This window comes from Pseudomonas sp. TE3911, from assembly GCF_054062775.1.
The window spans coordinates 3700312-3715942 of the sequence record NZ_JBSSFP010000001.1; the positions used below are offsets into that span (position 1 = coordinate 3700312).

A 15631-nucleotide genomic window follows, 5' to 3' on the forward strand; every position below is an offset into this window, starting at 1 on the left:
AAAGTTACATCTGCCTGAAAAAAGGCAGGGGTGGCCTCACTATCAGACTACCTTAATTCGCATCTGCGCCTTAATGACAATCAGGGCGTATTGGCTGGCTCTAAAGAGCCCGCATTAAACTTTATTGCCAACCAGACCAACGGTGCATAGCCAACAACCAAGCCTAGAACCCCATCTAAATCAAGCAGCACTACAGCCAGGGCCACCGGAAGGAGCCAGAAAATATTAATACACGCGACGGCCAGCGTGACCGGCCGGTGCCTGCCGATCTGCCGGGAAGCAAACTGGTAGGCGTGACTGCGATGCGCTTCGTAAACCTTGTCCCCACGCAACAGCCGACGTATCAACGTAAAGGTAGCATCGACAATAAACACACCCAGCATTATCAGCCATGCCCAGAACAACTGAGGCGATATAAGACACGCCTGTAAAGAAAAGGCCCCCAATATGATGCCGATAAAACCACTCCCTGCATCGCCCATGAAGATTCGCGCAGGAGGGAAGTTCCAATACAAAAAACCTACTACCGCCATGCTGAACACCAGCGGCGTCCAGACCAGTTGTGCATGCCCAGCCACGCCATAAACGACACACATTCCCAGGCAAGCACACAACGCCTCGATGCTTGCAATACCATCGATACCGTCCATGAAGTTGTAGAGATTTAGTAACCACACCAAATAAAGCACAGCCAGGAAGTTGCCTAGCCAACCCAGGTCAATCAAATGCCCGAAGATCTTTAGCGGCGCCAGGCCTTGAAGGAAAAACAATACCCATACCGCTGCAAGGAAATGGCCAAGCAATCGCCAGCGCGCTGCGATATGCCCGTGGTCATCCATGAACCCCAGAACGGCAACGCCCAGGCCAGCCCCCAACATGCCCCACGCCCATGACCAGGGAATAAGGTCCGCAAAAGCGAGCACAGGCACAGCAGCGAGAAAGCTGATCACAATCGCGACGCCACCGCCTCTGGGCGTGGGTACTGAATGTGAGCTACGGGCGTTCGGAGTATCGATCAAGCTTGCTGACAATGCATAACGGCGCAGCTGCCACGTCAACAGAAGGGAAATGCCCGCCAGGACAGGGAGCAACCAGAGAAAATTCATCGTTTATTCGTATCCAGATAATGTCGAGCTGCGCCATTCAGAGCTTGATCAACGCTGACACGAGGTGCCCACCCCAACAGCGAGCGGGTCTTGCGAATATCGACCTGCAGCGTTCCGCACAGGCGCTGAGAGAGCCCCGACATGCGGAATAGCTTAGCGACGAACGTCAAAAAGCGCGAAGGAATGGGAATCAAGCGGGCGGGTGCGTGTAATGCATGTGCCAACCTGCGCAATAGTTCAGTCGTAGAAAGGTCTTCACCGTCACTGACGAGAAAGACTTGATTGCTGGCAGCAGGGTGATCCAGGCAAGTAACAATCAGATCCGATACGTTTTCAAGCGCGACAAGGCTGCGTTTGTTATGTATGGCGCCCAAAGGCAACGGGATTCCCTTGGACAGAAAACGCATCATGTTCAAAAAGTTTGCTTTTACTCCGGGGCCATAGATAAGCACTGGCCGGATGATGACGATATCCATCTCGACGGCCTCAGAGAGTTGTAGAAGCCCCTTTTCGGCTTCCCATTTAGACAGGCCATACGCGTCAGCCGGGTTCGGCTCATCATCGGCGCAGAACGGTGTGCCAGCCGGCGACACTTCACCGTTGACCTTGATCGAACTGATAAAGACAAAACGGCGAACGCCGGCGGCGGCGGCCTCCCTTGCCAGGTGCAAGGTAGCTTTAACATTGATGTCACGAAAAGCTTGTAGCGGATCAGCAGAATCGTCGGTCGTTATGTGCACACGAGCAGCGCAGTGGACAACAACATCCACACCCGCCAATGCCTGCCCCCACGCGGTCGTCGAATCAATATCGCCCATGACATGGGCCGAAACGTCGCTATCTAACCTTGTCGCGGCGGTACGCACGGAGGCAGACAGGCGATACTTCTTATCTGATTGCAAACGGCGGATCAGATCTTTACCCAAAAAACCGGTAGCTCCGGTAATAAAGATATGGTCCATCAGTTCTTTGTCCCCGAGCGCTTTAGGTATTCCAGCAATTTGAATGGAATTTTACTCAGCACCATAAGCAAGTTGGTGTATATCCCATTACGCTTGCACGCCAGAACAATTTCCCGATTTAGTTTCAGACTACTTTTTATACCGGAGGTACTGACGCCGCCCGAGCGCATGCGAACCAGGACCTTATCAATATGCGAAAATCTGAGTTTTTTAATCAGGAGCAGGCGAACAAACATCTCGTAATCTGCGGAGATGGCGTACAACATGGAATAAGCACCAACGTCGGCGTAAGCCTCTTTGCGTACAAATGTACCTGGATGGGGAGGCATCCACCCAAACCGCAGCTTCCACGAGCGAAAATGTGAAGCGCTATAGACACGCGTGACCCGCTGCAAGTCCTCAGGATTTACAAAAACAACATCACCAAAGACGAGCGCACTTTCTGGATTCAGACGAAACGCGGCTGCAACGCTCTCTAACGATGTAGGACTTTCATAGAAATCGTCGGAGTTGAGAATGCCGATAACATCACCCGTGGCCAACGCGATACCTTTGTTCATAGCGTCGTATATGCCACGATCCGGCTCACTCACGATGGTTGCGATAGACGCAGCATATTCCCCAACAATACCCATCGTATTGTCCTTTGAACCACCATCTATAACTATATATTCGACATTCAAATACGTCTGAGCCAATACGGACTCAATAGTATCCCTGATCGTTTTTTCGCTGTTGTAGGAGACCGTGATAATCGAAATTTTCAACACATCAACCCTTTACACGGCCGTAAACGTCTTCAAACCGGACAATATCATCCTCTCCCAAGTAAGATCCCGACTGAACCTCAATCAGTTCTAGCGGAATGATTCCAGGGTTCTCCAGTGCATGAATCTGTCCAATAGGGATAAATGTAGATTGGTTCTCGGTAACCAAATACGTCTTATCACCATTAGTCACGCGAGCAGTACCGCTGACAACCACCCAGTGCTCCGCGCGGTGATGGTGCATCTGCACTGAGAGCTTCTCGCCTGGTTTTACGGTAATTCTTTTAACCTGATAGCGCTCGCCACTATCAATAGAGTCGTAAAAACCCCAAGGGCGATAGACCTCGCGATGGTCGGTATGCTCGTGGCGTTTGCCCGCCTTGAGTTGATCAACGATCTTCTTAACTTCCTGAACTTGATCTTTGTGTGCAACGAGGACTGCGTCCTTGGTCTCCACGATAATCAGATCATTTACACCAACAGTGGTGACCAAACGATGTGTGGCATGAACGTAGCTGCCGGAGGTTTTCTCAGACAACACGTCACCTTTGAACAGATTACCGTCTGCATTTTTCTCGCCTGCCTCCCAAAGAGCTGACCAGGACCCGATATCACTCCAGCCGGCGTCTAAAGGAACCATGACGGCGTCTGAAGTCTTCTCCATCACTGCGTAGTCAATGGAGACATCAGGGCTGGTCGCGAAAATGGCACTGTCGACCCGAGTAAAATGCATATCTTGTTGCCCACCCGCCAAGGCTTCCCGACATACCGACACAATTTCCGGTTGAAATTTTTCCAACTCCTGAATATAGCGACTGGCTCTAAACATGAACATGCCGCTATTCCAGAAGTAATCGCCCTGAGCGAGGTAGGACTGAGCTGTAACCAAGTCAGGTTTTTCAACGAAACGACTGACCTTAAACCCTCCCGATCCAACAGGCGCACCCAGCTGAAGATATCCATACCCCGTCTCAGGGCACGTAGGCGTAATGGCGAAGGTGACCAACTTGCCAGACTCCGCCAGTGCAAGCGCCGTAGCGATGCTGCGCTGGAACGCCTCGACATCTTGAATCAAGTGATCAGCCGCCAAGACGAGCATGATTGGATCATCCTGCTCAGCGAGTGCCTGCAGGGCTGCCAGTGTAATAGCGGGGGCAGTGTTGCGGCCTACCGGTTCAAGGATGATGTTCGCGTCGTCCAGACCCAACTGCCGAAGTTGTTCGGCAGCCAGAAAGCGATGATGTTCGTTGCAAATCAATCGCGGCGCCCCATGCTCAAGCCCATCAAGGCGCTTGATAGTGGCCTGGAGCATCGTCATATCGGCATCCACCAAGGGGAGAAACTGCTTGGGGTTCAATTGACGGGAGAGTGGCCATAGCCGGGTACCTGAGCCACCCGCCATGATTACTGGAAGAAACATTCAAACATCCTTAAGGCCGAGATCGACGCCGCAACATAAGCGCGCTCACTAATAGCCACTAAAAGTGGACCAGGTCAACGCCTGAAACCTAAACTTTACGGTGCCGGCGCCATTTGAAAAAATGCGCAAGCCGACGAGCCACCCCAAGCAACAAAGGCTAGCGCGAGCGAGCGTGCAGGGCGTTCTCGGAGAACCAGGCGTATGCGTCGCGAAGCCCCTCTTCGAGGCTGATGCTCGCACGCCACCCCAATCGCTCAAGACGCGAAACATCCATCAGTTTCCTTGGCGGCCCGTCTGGCTTTGTGCTGTCAAAGCTTAGGCGCCCCTTGAACCCAGTAACCTTCGCGATGGTTTGAGCCAGTTCGCGAATGGTGCAGTCTTCGCCCGTACCTACGTTGATATGAGAAAGCATCGGTTGGGTATAGGCGCCATACTGGTTCTGATCCAACTCCATGACGTGGACCGACGCACTGGCCATATCATCCACATGCAGGAATTCACGCATCGGCGAACCACTACCCCATATAACAACCTCTTCAACGCCTTCTTCGACGGCATCGTGAAAGCGACGCAAGAGTGCGGGTATTACATGGGAGTTCTGCGGGTGAAAGTTGTCATTAGGACCGTACAAGTTAGTAGGCATAGCACTGCGATAATCGCGTCCATATTGGCGATTATAACTCTCACATAGTTTGATTCCGGCAATCTTCGCAATGGCATAAGGCTCATTGGTAGGTTCAAGCGTTCCCGTCAAGAGCGCCTCTTCAGGCATCGGTTGCTTGACGTTAATGGGATAAATACACGACGAACCGAGGAATAGCATTTTTTGCACGTCGTGCTGATGCGCAGCATGGATGACGTTTGCCTGCATCATCAGGTTTTCGTAGATAAACTCAGCCGGGTAGGTGTTGTTCGCATGAATGCCACCCACCTTGGCAGCGGCCATATAGACTTGCTCTATCTTGGTCTCAGCAAAAAAATTCATTACCGCAAGCTGGTCCAACAGATTCAATTGAGCCCTGTCGCGGGTCACAATATTGGTGTAACCCAACGCTCGCAGGCGTCGAACAATGGCCGAACCTACCATCCCCTTGTGGCCAGCAACAAAAACACATTCGCTCAATTGACGTGACATATTAATTCTCCAACGACACCGGCAAATCGTAACCATGATTCTTCAGCAGCGCGTGACGCTGGGCGACTTTCAAGTCTTCGCGAACCATTTCAGCACACATCTCCTGGGCGGTAATTTCTGGCACCCAACCCAGCTTTGTTTTCGCTTTGGTAGGGTCGCCAAGCAGCGTTTCAACTTCAGCAGGGCGGAAATAGCGCGGGTCGACACTAACCAGTACATCACCGACTTTCAGCGCAGGTGCCTTGTCGCCAACAATAGATTCCACGATGCCCCGCTCATCTACGCCAGTGCCCTCAAAACGCAAGGTCAGTCCCAGTTCAGCGGCAGACCAGCGAATGAACTCACGCACCGAGTACTGAACGCCGGTTGCGATAACAAAATCTTCGGGAACATCTTGTTGCAGCATCATCCATTGCATACGAACATAGTCTTTCGCGTGACCCCAATCGCGAAGCGCATCCATGTTGCCCATGTAGAGACACTGCTCAAGTCCCTGAGCAATATTTGCCAAGCCACGAGTGATTTTACGGGTCACGAAAGTCTCACCACGTCGTGGCGACTCGTGATTGAAAAGAATCCCGTTACATGCGTGCATGCCATAGGCTTCGCGGTAATTAACCACGATCCAGTAGGCATAAAGTTTGGCAACGGCGTACGGCGACCGTGGATAAAAAGGGGTGGTTTCCTTTTGTGGGGTCTCTTGTACCAAACCATAGAGTTCAGAGGTTGAGGCTTGGTAGAAACGGGTTTTTTTCTCAAGCCCAAGCAAACGAATGGCCTCAAGAATTCGCAGCGTACCCATCGCATCGACATCAGCAGTGTATTCCGGCGACTCAAAGCTCACAGCCACATGTGACTGTGCCCCCAGATTGTAAACCTCGTCGGGCTGAACTTCCTGAATAATACGAGTCAGGTTCGACGAGTCAGTAAGGTCCCCGTAATGCAAGATAAAACGCTGATTATCAACATGCGGATCCTGATAGATATGATCAACACGCTGCGTATTGAAGGACGATGCGCGTCGTTTGATGCCGTGAACTTCATAGCCTTTTTCCAGCAAAAGTTCAGCCAAGTACGAGCCATCTTGGCCAGTGATCCCAGTAATTAACGCTTTTTTCAGGGTCATATCTACGTCCTAAAATTCTTAGATTTACTATTAAATCGCATTTAACATGCTGGTAATGACATCAGGCATCGTCGACTGGGCTTTCCACCCCAAGACCTGCTCGGCCTTAGCGGGGCAAGCTCGACTGACCAATAGATCAGTAGGCCTGAAAAATTCAGTGGATTGATCGACATAAGCCTTCCAATCGAGGCCCAACTGTGTAAACGCCTCAGCAACAAAGGTTTCAAGCGTATGGGTTTGACCCGTGGCTATCACAAAATCGCTCGGCTCATCACACTGCAGCATCCTCCACATCGCATCGACATACTCTGAGGCGGCCCCCCAATCTCGAGCGATATCCAGGCGTCCAAGAGTTAATCGCTCATCAGAGCCAGCAGCAATTCGTTTCGCTGTCGTGACAATTTTTTGTGTTACAAATCTAGAGGGGCGCAATGGAGATTCGTGATTAAACAAGATCCCTGTACAGGCGAAGAGATTATAAGCTTCACGATAGTTATCGACCAACCAAAACGCCGAAGACTTAGCCACTGCATAAGGGCTACGAGGGTGGAACGCCATCCCCTCAGCGGCGGGCTCACCGTTGGTATCCCCAAAACACTCACTTGATCCTGCTTGATAAAAGCGAATCGGACGCTCTGTCATCCGGCAGGCCTCAAGCATATTGAGCGTACCCAAGGTAATACTCTGGATCGTTTCGGCGGGCTGCTCAAAAGACAAACCAACCGACGACTGCCCCGCCAGATAATAGACTTCATCAGGCTGACTGCGCTTAAGAGCCATGAAAACGCTTCGAAAGTCTTCAGGCACCATCGACAGCGGTTTCACCCGAGGAAAGATATCCAGTCGCTTGAGGTTGACGAATGAAGATCCCTGCGCATCCCGAGAAGTACCCCAGACGGTATAGCCCTTGCTAAGCAACAGCCTCGCGAGATAAGCACCATCCTGGCCACTCACACCGCAAATCAGGGCGGTTTTTTCTGAGTATTCCAAAGTATTACCTTTGTAATGAATTATAGATCGATAGTGTTTCCTGGCCACACCGCTGCCATGAGAAATGGTTTAAGCGCTCAAGACCGAGCCCCACCAACCTCGCAACTTCGCTGTCAGAGTAAACCACTCTCTCTATCGCCACAGCCATTTCGTCATCATTACCGGGGTCAAAAAAAGCCCCCGCATTGCCGATGATCTCAGGCATGGAACTGGTGCTGCTGCTGACAACAGGACAAGAGTGCGCCATTGCCTCTAAAGGTGGAAGACCGAAGCCCTCATAAACAGAAGGATAAACAAAGGCCTTTGCACCCTCATAGAGCTCCCCCAGCAACGCATCATCACCGCCGATCTGCCGCACCTGACCCGCACTAAAACCAAGACTTCGCATCAACGCCTGTTCGTCTTGAGAAAACTCTCCGCCGCCAAAAGCGACAATATCAAAATCGGACTTTAATCGCTTGGAGCGTGCTACGGCACGGAGCAATCCGGCGAAATTTTTGTAAGCGTAGCGTGCGCCGACATACAGCAAATAGGGCCTGGGCAAATCGCAATATTTTTTATCCGAAACTTTTTTAAATTGCTCAAAGCCTAAATGAACGACTGACAACTTACTCTCGGGGACTGCAAACAACCGCATAAGGTCCTGACGTGTGCTTTCCGAAATGCAAATAACGTGATCAGCACGCTCGACAGCCTGCTGCTTGAGCGCGGTCGTTTTATCTTGAGATGAAAAGCTTTCGGGATACAATTCATGGATCATATCGTAAACCGTTAGTACGACCGGGCACTTCTCCGAGATAAAACTTGGGCGGCGACTGTAATAGGTCTCATGCACTATCTGAGGCTGCCAACGACTCATTTCCGACCGCCCTTTAAGGCGGTTGTAAGCGAGTATCAGCCGAGCCGTATGAGGCGGGTATTTTTCCATCCAGCGGCCACGAACAATTCCCTCGGGTAACTCCTTCAGATAGGCATTGCGATGAAGAGGTGAGAAAATACCCACATCATTACCCGCGCCAACCATCTGCTCGGCGATACGAGCAAAATAACGAGAGATCCCCCCATAATTTTGCAATGAGAATATTTGGTGATCGAACGCAACTCGCATATATCTGTTCCCGAAAGAAAACAAAGCCCAATCTGTTTAAAATCGAGCTTGCATTGCATTAAATTTCGAACGACTACTTATCAAAGTAAGCCTATCATTTATGTAAAATCTATATCACACCGCATTTCGCCACGTTATCTTTCGAATATCAACACTAAAAACAAACAAACGAAGTGCCACTGCAATATAAGTTATCCCTAGCGACAACAACATCACAACGGGATTATCGATAGCTAGCAGATCAAAAACGCTTTTAAAAAAATAGAGTAGCGAAACCGAAATAACAAACGGAATAAAAATGGCGTCTATGTACCAGGTCTTCGCAGGTTTAATATTTAACTTCTTAAAGACAATCGGAGGACAGAAGGTAAAAAAACCGATATTCAATAATAGCCAAGGCCAAGCACTGCCCGCCAACCCATAAGAGGCAGCCAAATAATACGTTAATGGAACCACAAGAACGGCAGCTATAAAGTTTTGCCAGACGCTGAAACGCGTCCATCCGTGAGCTAATTGCAATGCATAAGGCATATTCATGAATGAATGAATCATGGTGCCGAGAACCAGTATCATCAAGGGCCCACTCGCCGCAGCGGCGATATGTTGATCCTGCGTCCATAACGAAAGCACCTGATGACTGTAAAATGCAATCCATACAGAAAACGGTATTACCAACATCGACAGTATTTGACTCGCCCTAATATAATAGCCAAATGCCTCTACGGCATTACCAGAAGCAACAGATGCCACTATCTTCGGGTAATAAGCATTGAAAACTGGAGATATAAGCCTGAAAGCGATCGTACCCAGCGTCCAAGCGAGCATGTAATAACCAAAATCTGTTAATGACAACGTCTTTGACAAAACTATCTTATCCGCTTGCATCAGTAGAAACGCAAGTGCATTCGTCGCCCCTACTCCCACTGCAAAACCTCGAAGGCGGCGAAGCGTATCAAGAGAGAAAGAAATAGAATCCGTCCAGCCTGCCAACTCGCGAATGAGTTGAATACGCAAAATAAAAACAGTCAAAAGATTTATTACGCACTGCCAAATAAAAAACCATTCAACCGTTGGAGAAACCAGCCACAAGACCAACACCGTTCCACCCGAACGGAAAGTCGCAAAGATGGAAGTTGCAATATTTAATTCAACCTGCTTTTGAAGACCTGTAAGAGCACCATAGTAAAATGCTATAGGAAACTGAAGAACAAGCGCCCCACCCATTACTCTTAACGATTGAGTCACAGAATCCAGCTTATCAGGACTTATATCCAACCAATAATTGGAAATCAGCGGCGCTAACAATATCACCACCGCACCAGCAGTGAGTGCAATACCCCAAAAAACCCACTCAACACTTCTCAACAATAGAATAACTTTTTTCTTTTCCAGCGACGAAGCCGATTCATAAACAGAGGCCTCTTTAGTTGCCACAGCACCAAATCCGCCATCAAGCATCGACATAGCAGAAGATAGAATTACGAAAAAGCCTATTAACCCGTAACCCTCAATACCAATAAACTTAAGATACAAGGGTACGAAACAGATACCCATAAGAGCAGCCCAACCCTGCCCCAAAAAATTTGCCGCTACATTTTTAAGAACGCTATTCATGCGGCATAACCCTTTAACACATAAATCTTACTTCAAAAAAACTCATCCTAGAAACCATTCGATTATATTTACTGATAAATAATGGCTCTAGAAATACAATTATATAGTCAACGCTGGCTCTGAAAGCCTCTACCCATGAACGCTTACAAGAAGCTACTAGGTCCGACAGCGGGATTCAAGACCGCCACGAACAAATCTTCAGCAACACCAATAACTTTAGCATGATCTTGACACACTGAAAAGTCTTGAGAAATTACAGAATTTGAAATTCAAGGGCTCTCCGGCGCAAGCACAGTAAAGTTTCGTTATTCGACGATCAAACCAGCCCATACTCAGGCGCTGGATAAAGACGCTATAAACATTCAGAAAACCAAAAACATGAACGAATCTTAGAACGTAACCCAACGCAATATCGGCCAGCTAAGTTATTAATTGGCCGAGGAATTCTTTAGCCATGACAGCGTCTTTTTAATACCTTCTTGCTTATCCACAACAGGATAAGAATTTGACTTCTCGGCTGGAGAACAATCGACGACATTATCAGTTGTCATATTCTTCAGACGAAAACTAGTAAATGGAAATCTCAATCCTACTGAGTTACAAACATCACCAATCAACGCCAAGAAATAGAAAAAAAACATCGGTGCTTTAACTGGACGTCTAACGCCTGCAAGCGATGCGATACTCAAACCCCATTCATCTACATTCAAAGGCTTTGCATCACCTATGTAATAATATTCGACCGCATTATTTGGCTGCTGAGAAATTGAAATCATCTGATTCACACAGTTTTCGACATATCCATACGTCTTTGTACTCGATTTTTTGCCAATTCTAATATATCGACCAGCAAGTACTATATCAAAGAAGTTACGGTACGGTTCTCCGAACCAAGGCCCCCAAATAGATGTAGGCCTTACAATAGAACATCTAGGCATGCGATCAATCCATCTTTTAACAATGCACTCCCCCTGGACCTTACTCTCCCCATAAACTGTAGTTGGGGAAACATCCTCTATTGACGATGGTATGTGACCTGCTTTACAAACCAACATACTGGAAGCGAAGACTGCATGCTTAACGTAGTCCACCGAAGACAGTACCGAGCACAAGTTCTCGACACCTACAATGTTTTCGGGATAATCGTCCAAACTTTTGCCCCGGAGATCTGTACGTGCTGCGAGGTGAAAGACATAATCCGGCTTAAACGAATCAAAAGCCTCTCTGACACTATCCACATCACAAATATCGCAGCAGAGATGAACATCAAGATTATTTAAATTTCTAGGCTGAGCCACATCCAAGCTTAGAACCTTATATCCTAATATCTTTAACCGACACACCAGGTTAGTCCCTATAAAACCGGACCCACCTGTAACCAGAACTTTGACATTAGTCACGCGTTAGCTCCTCATAAACTTCAAGATAGTTCGATGCCATTGTAAAAGAACTATATTTTTCACAAGCAACACTCAGAACAACCGAGCCTTTTGACTCTTCGGCCAAGCTTTGCACAACCGCAGCATTAAGCCCGACAATATCATCTAGTTTAAAAAAAGAAACCGCATCTTCATCAAAAAGCTCGCGAAAGATTGGAATATCAGAGCACACTATTTTCTTTGAGTGGAGAGCCGCTTCAATCAGAGCAAGCCCAAAGCCTTCAGAACGAGAAGGCATCGCAAATATATCAAAAAAAACATTGCACTGATGTGCATAGGGAATTGATGAAATAAAAACACAGCGACTATCGACGCCTAGAGAAACACTAAGATCCTGTAAGATATTTTTCTCTGGACCGTCACCAATAACCACAAGCCCCAGCCTGGTATTAAGAGCCAACAATCTCACTAACTGATCGACACCTTTTGTTGCGGTGAGCACACAGTACGTACCTAACAAAAAATCAACCTTGCTTTTCAGATTATTTATCTCAGCGGCACACCAATCTTCGATCAATTCATAATTAACAACGATATCCCTGCCATTGTAAACCCTGGAGAGTTTTTTATTATATGAAAACTTGGAGTAATACTGCATAGAATGGTCACTTAACACGACAAGGCGGTCATGCCTCGTCCAGCACACATTCCAAACGAAACTAAACACAACAGAAACAAGTTTATTGTAATGAAAATAAAGTTCCTTCTCTACGTAATTATGCAGCGTACTCACATAGCGAACACTCGAAAAGAATGATTTATTTTTAAATACAAATGCATCAGCCCTCAAGAGATGGGAATGAACTATGTCATAACCCGAAAAATCAAATTTTTTATAAAAACTCACTCGCTCGAATCTTACGCCTTCCAAAAAACCTATATCGACACGCTCATCAAAATAAAGAACGGTGACATCGTGCCCACGACGAAGCATCTGCTCGCACAATTGCAAGGCTACTAGAATAGGCGCCTTATTGACGATTGCAGGAACCACATAGCAGATTTTCATTTCTTCACAATCCCACCATAAATGGACAGCAGTTTCATTACTCCACGATCACCCAAAACACAGCTCATCAAAAAAATAACCAACCGTTTTATGAAAATTCCGTCAACTAGATACAACGGAGTTAATGCCAACTCTTTTCGAAGCCTAAAATTTTCACGAATGATCGACATCATCAAGCTTGGCTTATTACTGAGCCCTCCCACTCGGTGGGACACGATAGAGAAAGGATAGAACCCTGCATCGCTACCGACGAGAGCGCGTAAAATAAAATGATAGTCACCTATTACCTTATAATTCTCATTAAACCCGCCGATTTTCTCAAACAAGGATACATGATGAAAACAACCAGGATGACGAATGGTCATCCTCTTGGATAAATCATTTTTTGCCTCACTCCAAGGAACTCCAACCTCATCAATCAAGCCGCCAGATTGATCGACGAGTATATTTCTACCGTAAACCAACCTCAAACCCTGCCGATCCGCGGCGTTAAGATATTCAAGCACGGAGGATAACGCGGACGGAGAGCTGAAATAGTCATCACTGCCCATAAACACTATCCATTCAGCATTCACCTGCTTCAATGCTTTATTCCAGGCGCTATATACTCCAGAGTCTTTTTCACTGGAGAATCGGACGAAGTCATATTCACTTAAAATCGCCAGCGTATCGTCAGTGCTACCGCCATCCTGAACATACAAATCTACATCTTCAAAATCTTGCGCTTGAATGCTATCTAAACATTCGCGCAGCGTACGCCCACTATTATAAGTAGCAATAACAATCCCGATTTTAGCCTTAGCCATTACTACTCGCCCCAGTTAATGTGTGCCGATTGCGCCGGAAGCCTTAACTCGCAACGCAACAGCTTGACAGTATACCCGATCATAAAAACCAGTTATTATCATAAAAAAGACAAAATGGTATTTATAAAAATACATAACATTACCAAACGAGCCAACTACGACAAATGCTATTAAAAAAGCCCTCGCCACCGAATCTTTGTTTCTCAGATAGCTGTAAAGAATCAACGCCAGAAAAAAAATAACGCCTAGGACCCCAGTCTCTAGCGCGGCACTTAATAAAAAATTATGCGCAGGATAATTTATCCCAGAGGAAGCGAATATTACTTGGCGCTCTGTACCAATCCCATATCCATGTGGATTACTAATAAATGCTTGCAATGCCGTGCTATACAGGGCTTCTCGTGTCGAATCAAATTTAGCAAGATTTAAGCCATAGCCCGCTATTAAGCCACTAACTGCCAAACACACAAAAAACAAATACGACATCTTTAATTTCGAAAAACAAAAAAAGACGAGAGCTATTAAAATGGCAAGCAGGTCTCCCTTGGACAAAAGCATTATCGAAGGCAACAGCATAAAAGCAGAGAGTAAAACATATACTTTATTTCTAGTCACCTGGAATTTTAACAAGTTAAGATAGATCGACAACAGCAAAATCGTACCGACGGTATTTATATGCACACTTAAAAAAGTGGTTTTTCCATTAAAAAAGTCTTTGTAGTACTGCTGATTATCCAACAGCAGATCAAAAGAATAGTCGAGTATAAAAATGAGATAGAAGACTATACATAAAGCGAAGACTGGCCCCCAACTGGCAATACCGTCAAGCATCTTCACTCTTTCGCCGTCAGACATCATTGACACAACAACAATGATTAATACGATCTGAAGCAGGCGAAAATAAACCTGATAATTAATAACAAGACCGCTATCCAATATAGCCAGCGCACCATAAGCTAAGTATAGAAATATAAGACCACAATATACCAGCGGTCTAACCGCTATGCCTCGAGTACAAAATAAAATAACAAAAATGAATACAAGCAAAATCTCATCAAACTTATAGTTCACACTACCAACGCTTAAAATCTTCAACGGGAAGACAATTAAGACACCGAGTATATAACATAAGTATTTCACACAGACCTGCCGTGGATCGGTAAATACGTAATTGTATGAATTTCGCTCATCGTTGAGTGAGTCAATAGCACTCCAGTGTAGTACTCAGCTATTACTTTCATAATCCATTCGCAGACAGCAGTGGCCCACCTACTCATAAAATCTGAATTAACTAGCCTTGTTCCTATCATATAGTTCTCAACTTACTGACTCTGGCAGGCTTTTCATGATATTGAGCACACCAGGTCATAGCACTGGGTCTTGAAGATTCGATGCTGAGCGCTCGTCATTGCCATGCCCTGCCACTCAGCCCCACTCACTGACGCAACAGCGAGAGAACAGGCGCCCGTGAGTGACCTCAAGGAGCAGGGCTTCAATTTTGACAACCAGCCAGTTCAGCCAGCAGCAGTGATTCATTCGTTACCAGAGAAATGCCAACCCGATAAAATTGAAAACTGTGCAGATCAATAACTGGACTCAGCTCCGATTACTCTGAGAAGGCCAATTATTATAGTGCAAAACCTTTTATTCAACACAGAGCAACTACATTCGCAAAAGTTCTGAACTTACTGTAAGAATTATCTGAGCAGCTATAGCGAAAATTACGGCAGTGCACCGTACGCAAATGGGAACAGGGAGAGGCTAGAGCGCGTAAATTTGAGGATGACGGGCCCATTCAAACCAATTAACAACCCGCTACTTCCAGATGGCTTAAGCTCAGGATCAGCTAAGATGCCAGCCACATACCGAAGGACACTCCGCGTCCCCCCCTCATAAGTGCTTGGCCGTACCAAGGTCACGCGGCGCAGCGCTTCGCTTAAACAGGCCTAAGAATGGACCGATTAACATGCCGATAATCAACGCAAATACAACAAACACGGCTACTGGGGCCTCACCGGTAGACCAACCAAAGAATGAGAGCACAACAGCCTGCTGATTTTCCAAAACAAACCCAACGACTGCAAAGGTAATGACCATTAAGACCACACCTAAAAGAATCCGTAATATTCTAGCCATAGCGTTCGCCTCC

14 protein-coding genes are annotated in these 15631 nt (G+C 47.0%); all 14 read right to left on the reverse strand.

Annotated features, from left to right (window positions below):
- Positions 1-80: 80 nt before the first annotated feature.
- Positions 81-1106 carry an MraY family glycosyltransferase gene (locus ACVWXD_RS16750; RefSeq protein ID WP_095184203.1) on the reverse strand — a complete coding sequence of 342 codons (1026 nt, stop codon included), beginning with the start codon at positions 1104-1106 and terminating at the stop codon, positions 81-83.
- The gene (locus ACVWXD_RS16755; RefSeq protein ID WP_181643555.1) at positions 1103-2068 is read right to left on the reverse strand and encodes a UDP-glucose 4-epimerase family protein; all 966 of its coding nucleotides are present in this window, start codon (positions 2066-2068) and stop codon (positions 1103-1105) included. The genes ACVWXD_RS16750 and ACVWXD_RS16755 overlap by 4 nt, the downstream gene beginning before the upstream one ends.
- Positions 2068-2835 (reverse strand): glycosyltransferase family 2 protein, encoded by a 768-nt coding sequence (locus ACVWXD_RS16760; protein WP_032889292.1) that lies wholly within the window; start codon positions 2833-2835, stop codon positions 2068-2070. The genes ACVWXD_RS16755 and ACVWXD_RS16760 overlap by 1 nt, the downstream gene beginning before the upstream one ends.
- A gap of 4 nt (positions 2836-2839) precedes the next feature.
- Positions 2840-4255 carry a mannose-1-phosphate guanylyltransferase/mannose-6-phosphate isomerase gene (locus ACVWXD_RS16765; protein WP_095184201.1) on the reverse strand — a complete coding sequence of 472 codons (1416 nt, stop codon included), beginning with the start codon at positions 4253-4255 and terminating at the stop codon, positions 2840-2842.
- 157 nt (positions 4256-4412) lie between these two features.
- Entirely contained in the window at positions 4413-5390 is a 978-nt protein-coding gene (gene fcl / locus ACVWXD_RS16770) for a GDP-L-fucose synthase (protein WP_032888936.1), read from the reverse strand.
- 1 nt (position 5391) lies between these two features.
- A complete protein-coding gene (gene gmd, locus ACVWXD_RS16775; protein ID WP_032888934.1) occupies positions 5392-6516 on the reverse strand; it encodes a GDP-mannose 4,6-dehydratase in 1125 nt (374 codons plus the stop codon).
- A 30-nt stretch (positions 6517-6546) separates the two neighbouring features.
- Positions 6547-7506, reverse strand: a complete 960-nt coding sequence (locus ACVWXD_RS16780) for a GDP-mannose 4,6-dehydratase (protein WP_457371192.1) — start codon at positions 7504-7506, stop codon at positions 6547-6549.
- Between the two features lie 4 nt (positions 7507-7510).
- Entirely contained in the window at positions 7511-8614 is a 1104-nt protein-coding gene (locus tag ACVWXD_RS16785) for a glycosyltransferase family 4 protein (RefSeq protein WP_457371193.1), read from the reverse strand.
- 114 nt (positions 8615-8728) lie between these two features.
- The gene (locus ACVWXD_RS16790) at positions 8729-10228 is read right to left on the reverse strand and encodes an oligosaccharide flippase family protein (RefSeq protein ID WP_260366599.1); all 1500 of its coding nucleotides are present in this window, start codon (positions 10226-10228) and stop codon (positions 8729-8731) included.
- Between the two features lie 428 nt (positions 10229-10656).
- Positions 10657-11628, reverse strand: coding sequence for an NAD-dependent epimerase/dehydratase family protein (locus ACVWXD_RS16795; protein ID WP_095184197.1), 972 nt, complete (start codon positions 11626-11628; stop codon positions 10657-10659).
- Positions 11621-12676: a glycosyltransferase family 4 protein gene (locus ACVWXD_RS16800; RefSeq protein ID WP_095184196.1), complete on the reverse strand. Its 1056-nt coding sequence runs from the start codon at positions 12674-12676 to the stop codon at positions 11621-11623. Before ACVWXD_RS16800 ends, ACVWXD_RS16795 begins: the two co-directional genes overlap by 8 nt.
- Positions 12673-13482, reverse strand: coding sequence for a glycosyltransferase family 2 protein (locus ACVWXD_RS16805; RefSeq protein ID WP_095184195.1), 810 nt, complete (start codon positions 13480-13482; stop codon positions 12673-12675). The genes ACVWXD_RS16800 and ACVWXD_RS16805 overlap by 4 nt, the downstream gene beginning before the upstream one ends.
- Before the next feature lie 15 nt (positions 13483-13497).
- A complete protein-coding gene (locus ACVWXD_RS16810) occupies positions 13498-14553 on the reverse strand; it encodes a hypothetical protein (RefSeq protein ID WP_457371194.1) in 1056 nt (351 codons plus the stop codon).
- A gap of 819 nt (positions 14554-15372) precedes the next feature.
- The gene (locus ACVWXD_RS16815; protein ID WP_095184193.1) at positions 15373-15618 is read right to left on the reverse strand and encodes a lipopolysaccharide assembly protein LapA domain-containing protein; all 246 of its coding nucleotides are present in this window, start codon (positions 15616-15618) and stop codon (positions 15373-15375) included.
- Between the last annotated feature and the right edge of the window lie 13 nt (positions 15619-15631).

Bases quoted from the DNA above. Each gene is read 5' to 3' on its own strand.
- ACVWXD_RS16755 (WP_181643555.1), bottom strand. From the start codon at position 2,068: ATGGACCATATCTTTATTACCGGAGCTACCGGTTTTTTGGGTAAAGAT.
- ACVWXD_RS16805 (WP_095184195.1), bottom strand. From the start codon at position 13,482: ATGGCTAAGGCTAAAATCGGGATTGTTATTGCTACTTATAATAGTGGG.
- fcl (WP_032888936.1), bottom strand. From the start codon at position 5,390: ATGTCACGTCAATTGAGCGAATGTGTTTTTGTTGCTGGCCACAAGGGG.
- ACVWXD_RS16790 (WP_260366599.1), bottom strand. From the start codon at position 10,228: ATGAATAGCGTTCTTAAAAATGTAGCGGCAAATTTTTTGGGGCAGGGT.
- ACVWXD_RS16765 (WP_095184201.1), bottom strand. From the start codon at position 4,255: ATGTTTCTTCCAGTAATCATGGCGGGTGGCTCAGGTACCCGGCTATGG.
- gmd (WP_032888934.1), bottom strand. From the start codon at position 6,516: ATGACCCTGAAAAAAGCGTTAATTACTGGGATCACTGGCCAAGATGGC.
- ACVWXD_RS16800 (WP_095184196.1), bottom strand. From the start codon at position 12,676: ATGAAAATCTGCTATGTGGTTCCTGCAATCGTCAATAAGGCGCCTATT.
- ACVWXD_RS16815 (WP_095184193.1), bottom strand. From the start codon at position 15,618: ATGGCTAGAATATTACGGATTCTTTTAGGTGTGGTCTTAATGGTCATT.
- ACVWXD_RS16785 (WP_457371193.1), bottom strand. From the start codon at position 8,614: ATGCGAGTTGCGTTCGATCACCAAATATTCTCATTGCAAAATTATGGG.
- ACVWXD_RS16750 (WP_095184203.1), bottom strand. From the start codon at position 1,106: ATGAATTTTCTCTGGTTGCTCCCTGTCCTGGCGGGCATTTCCCTTCTG.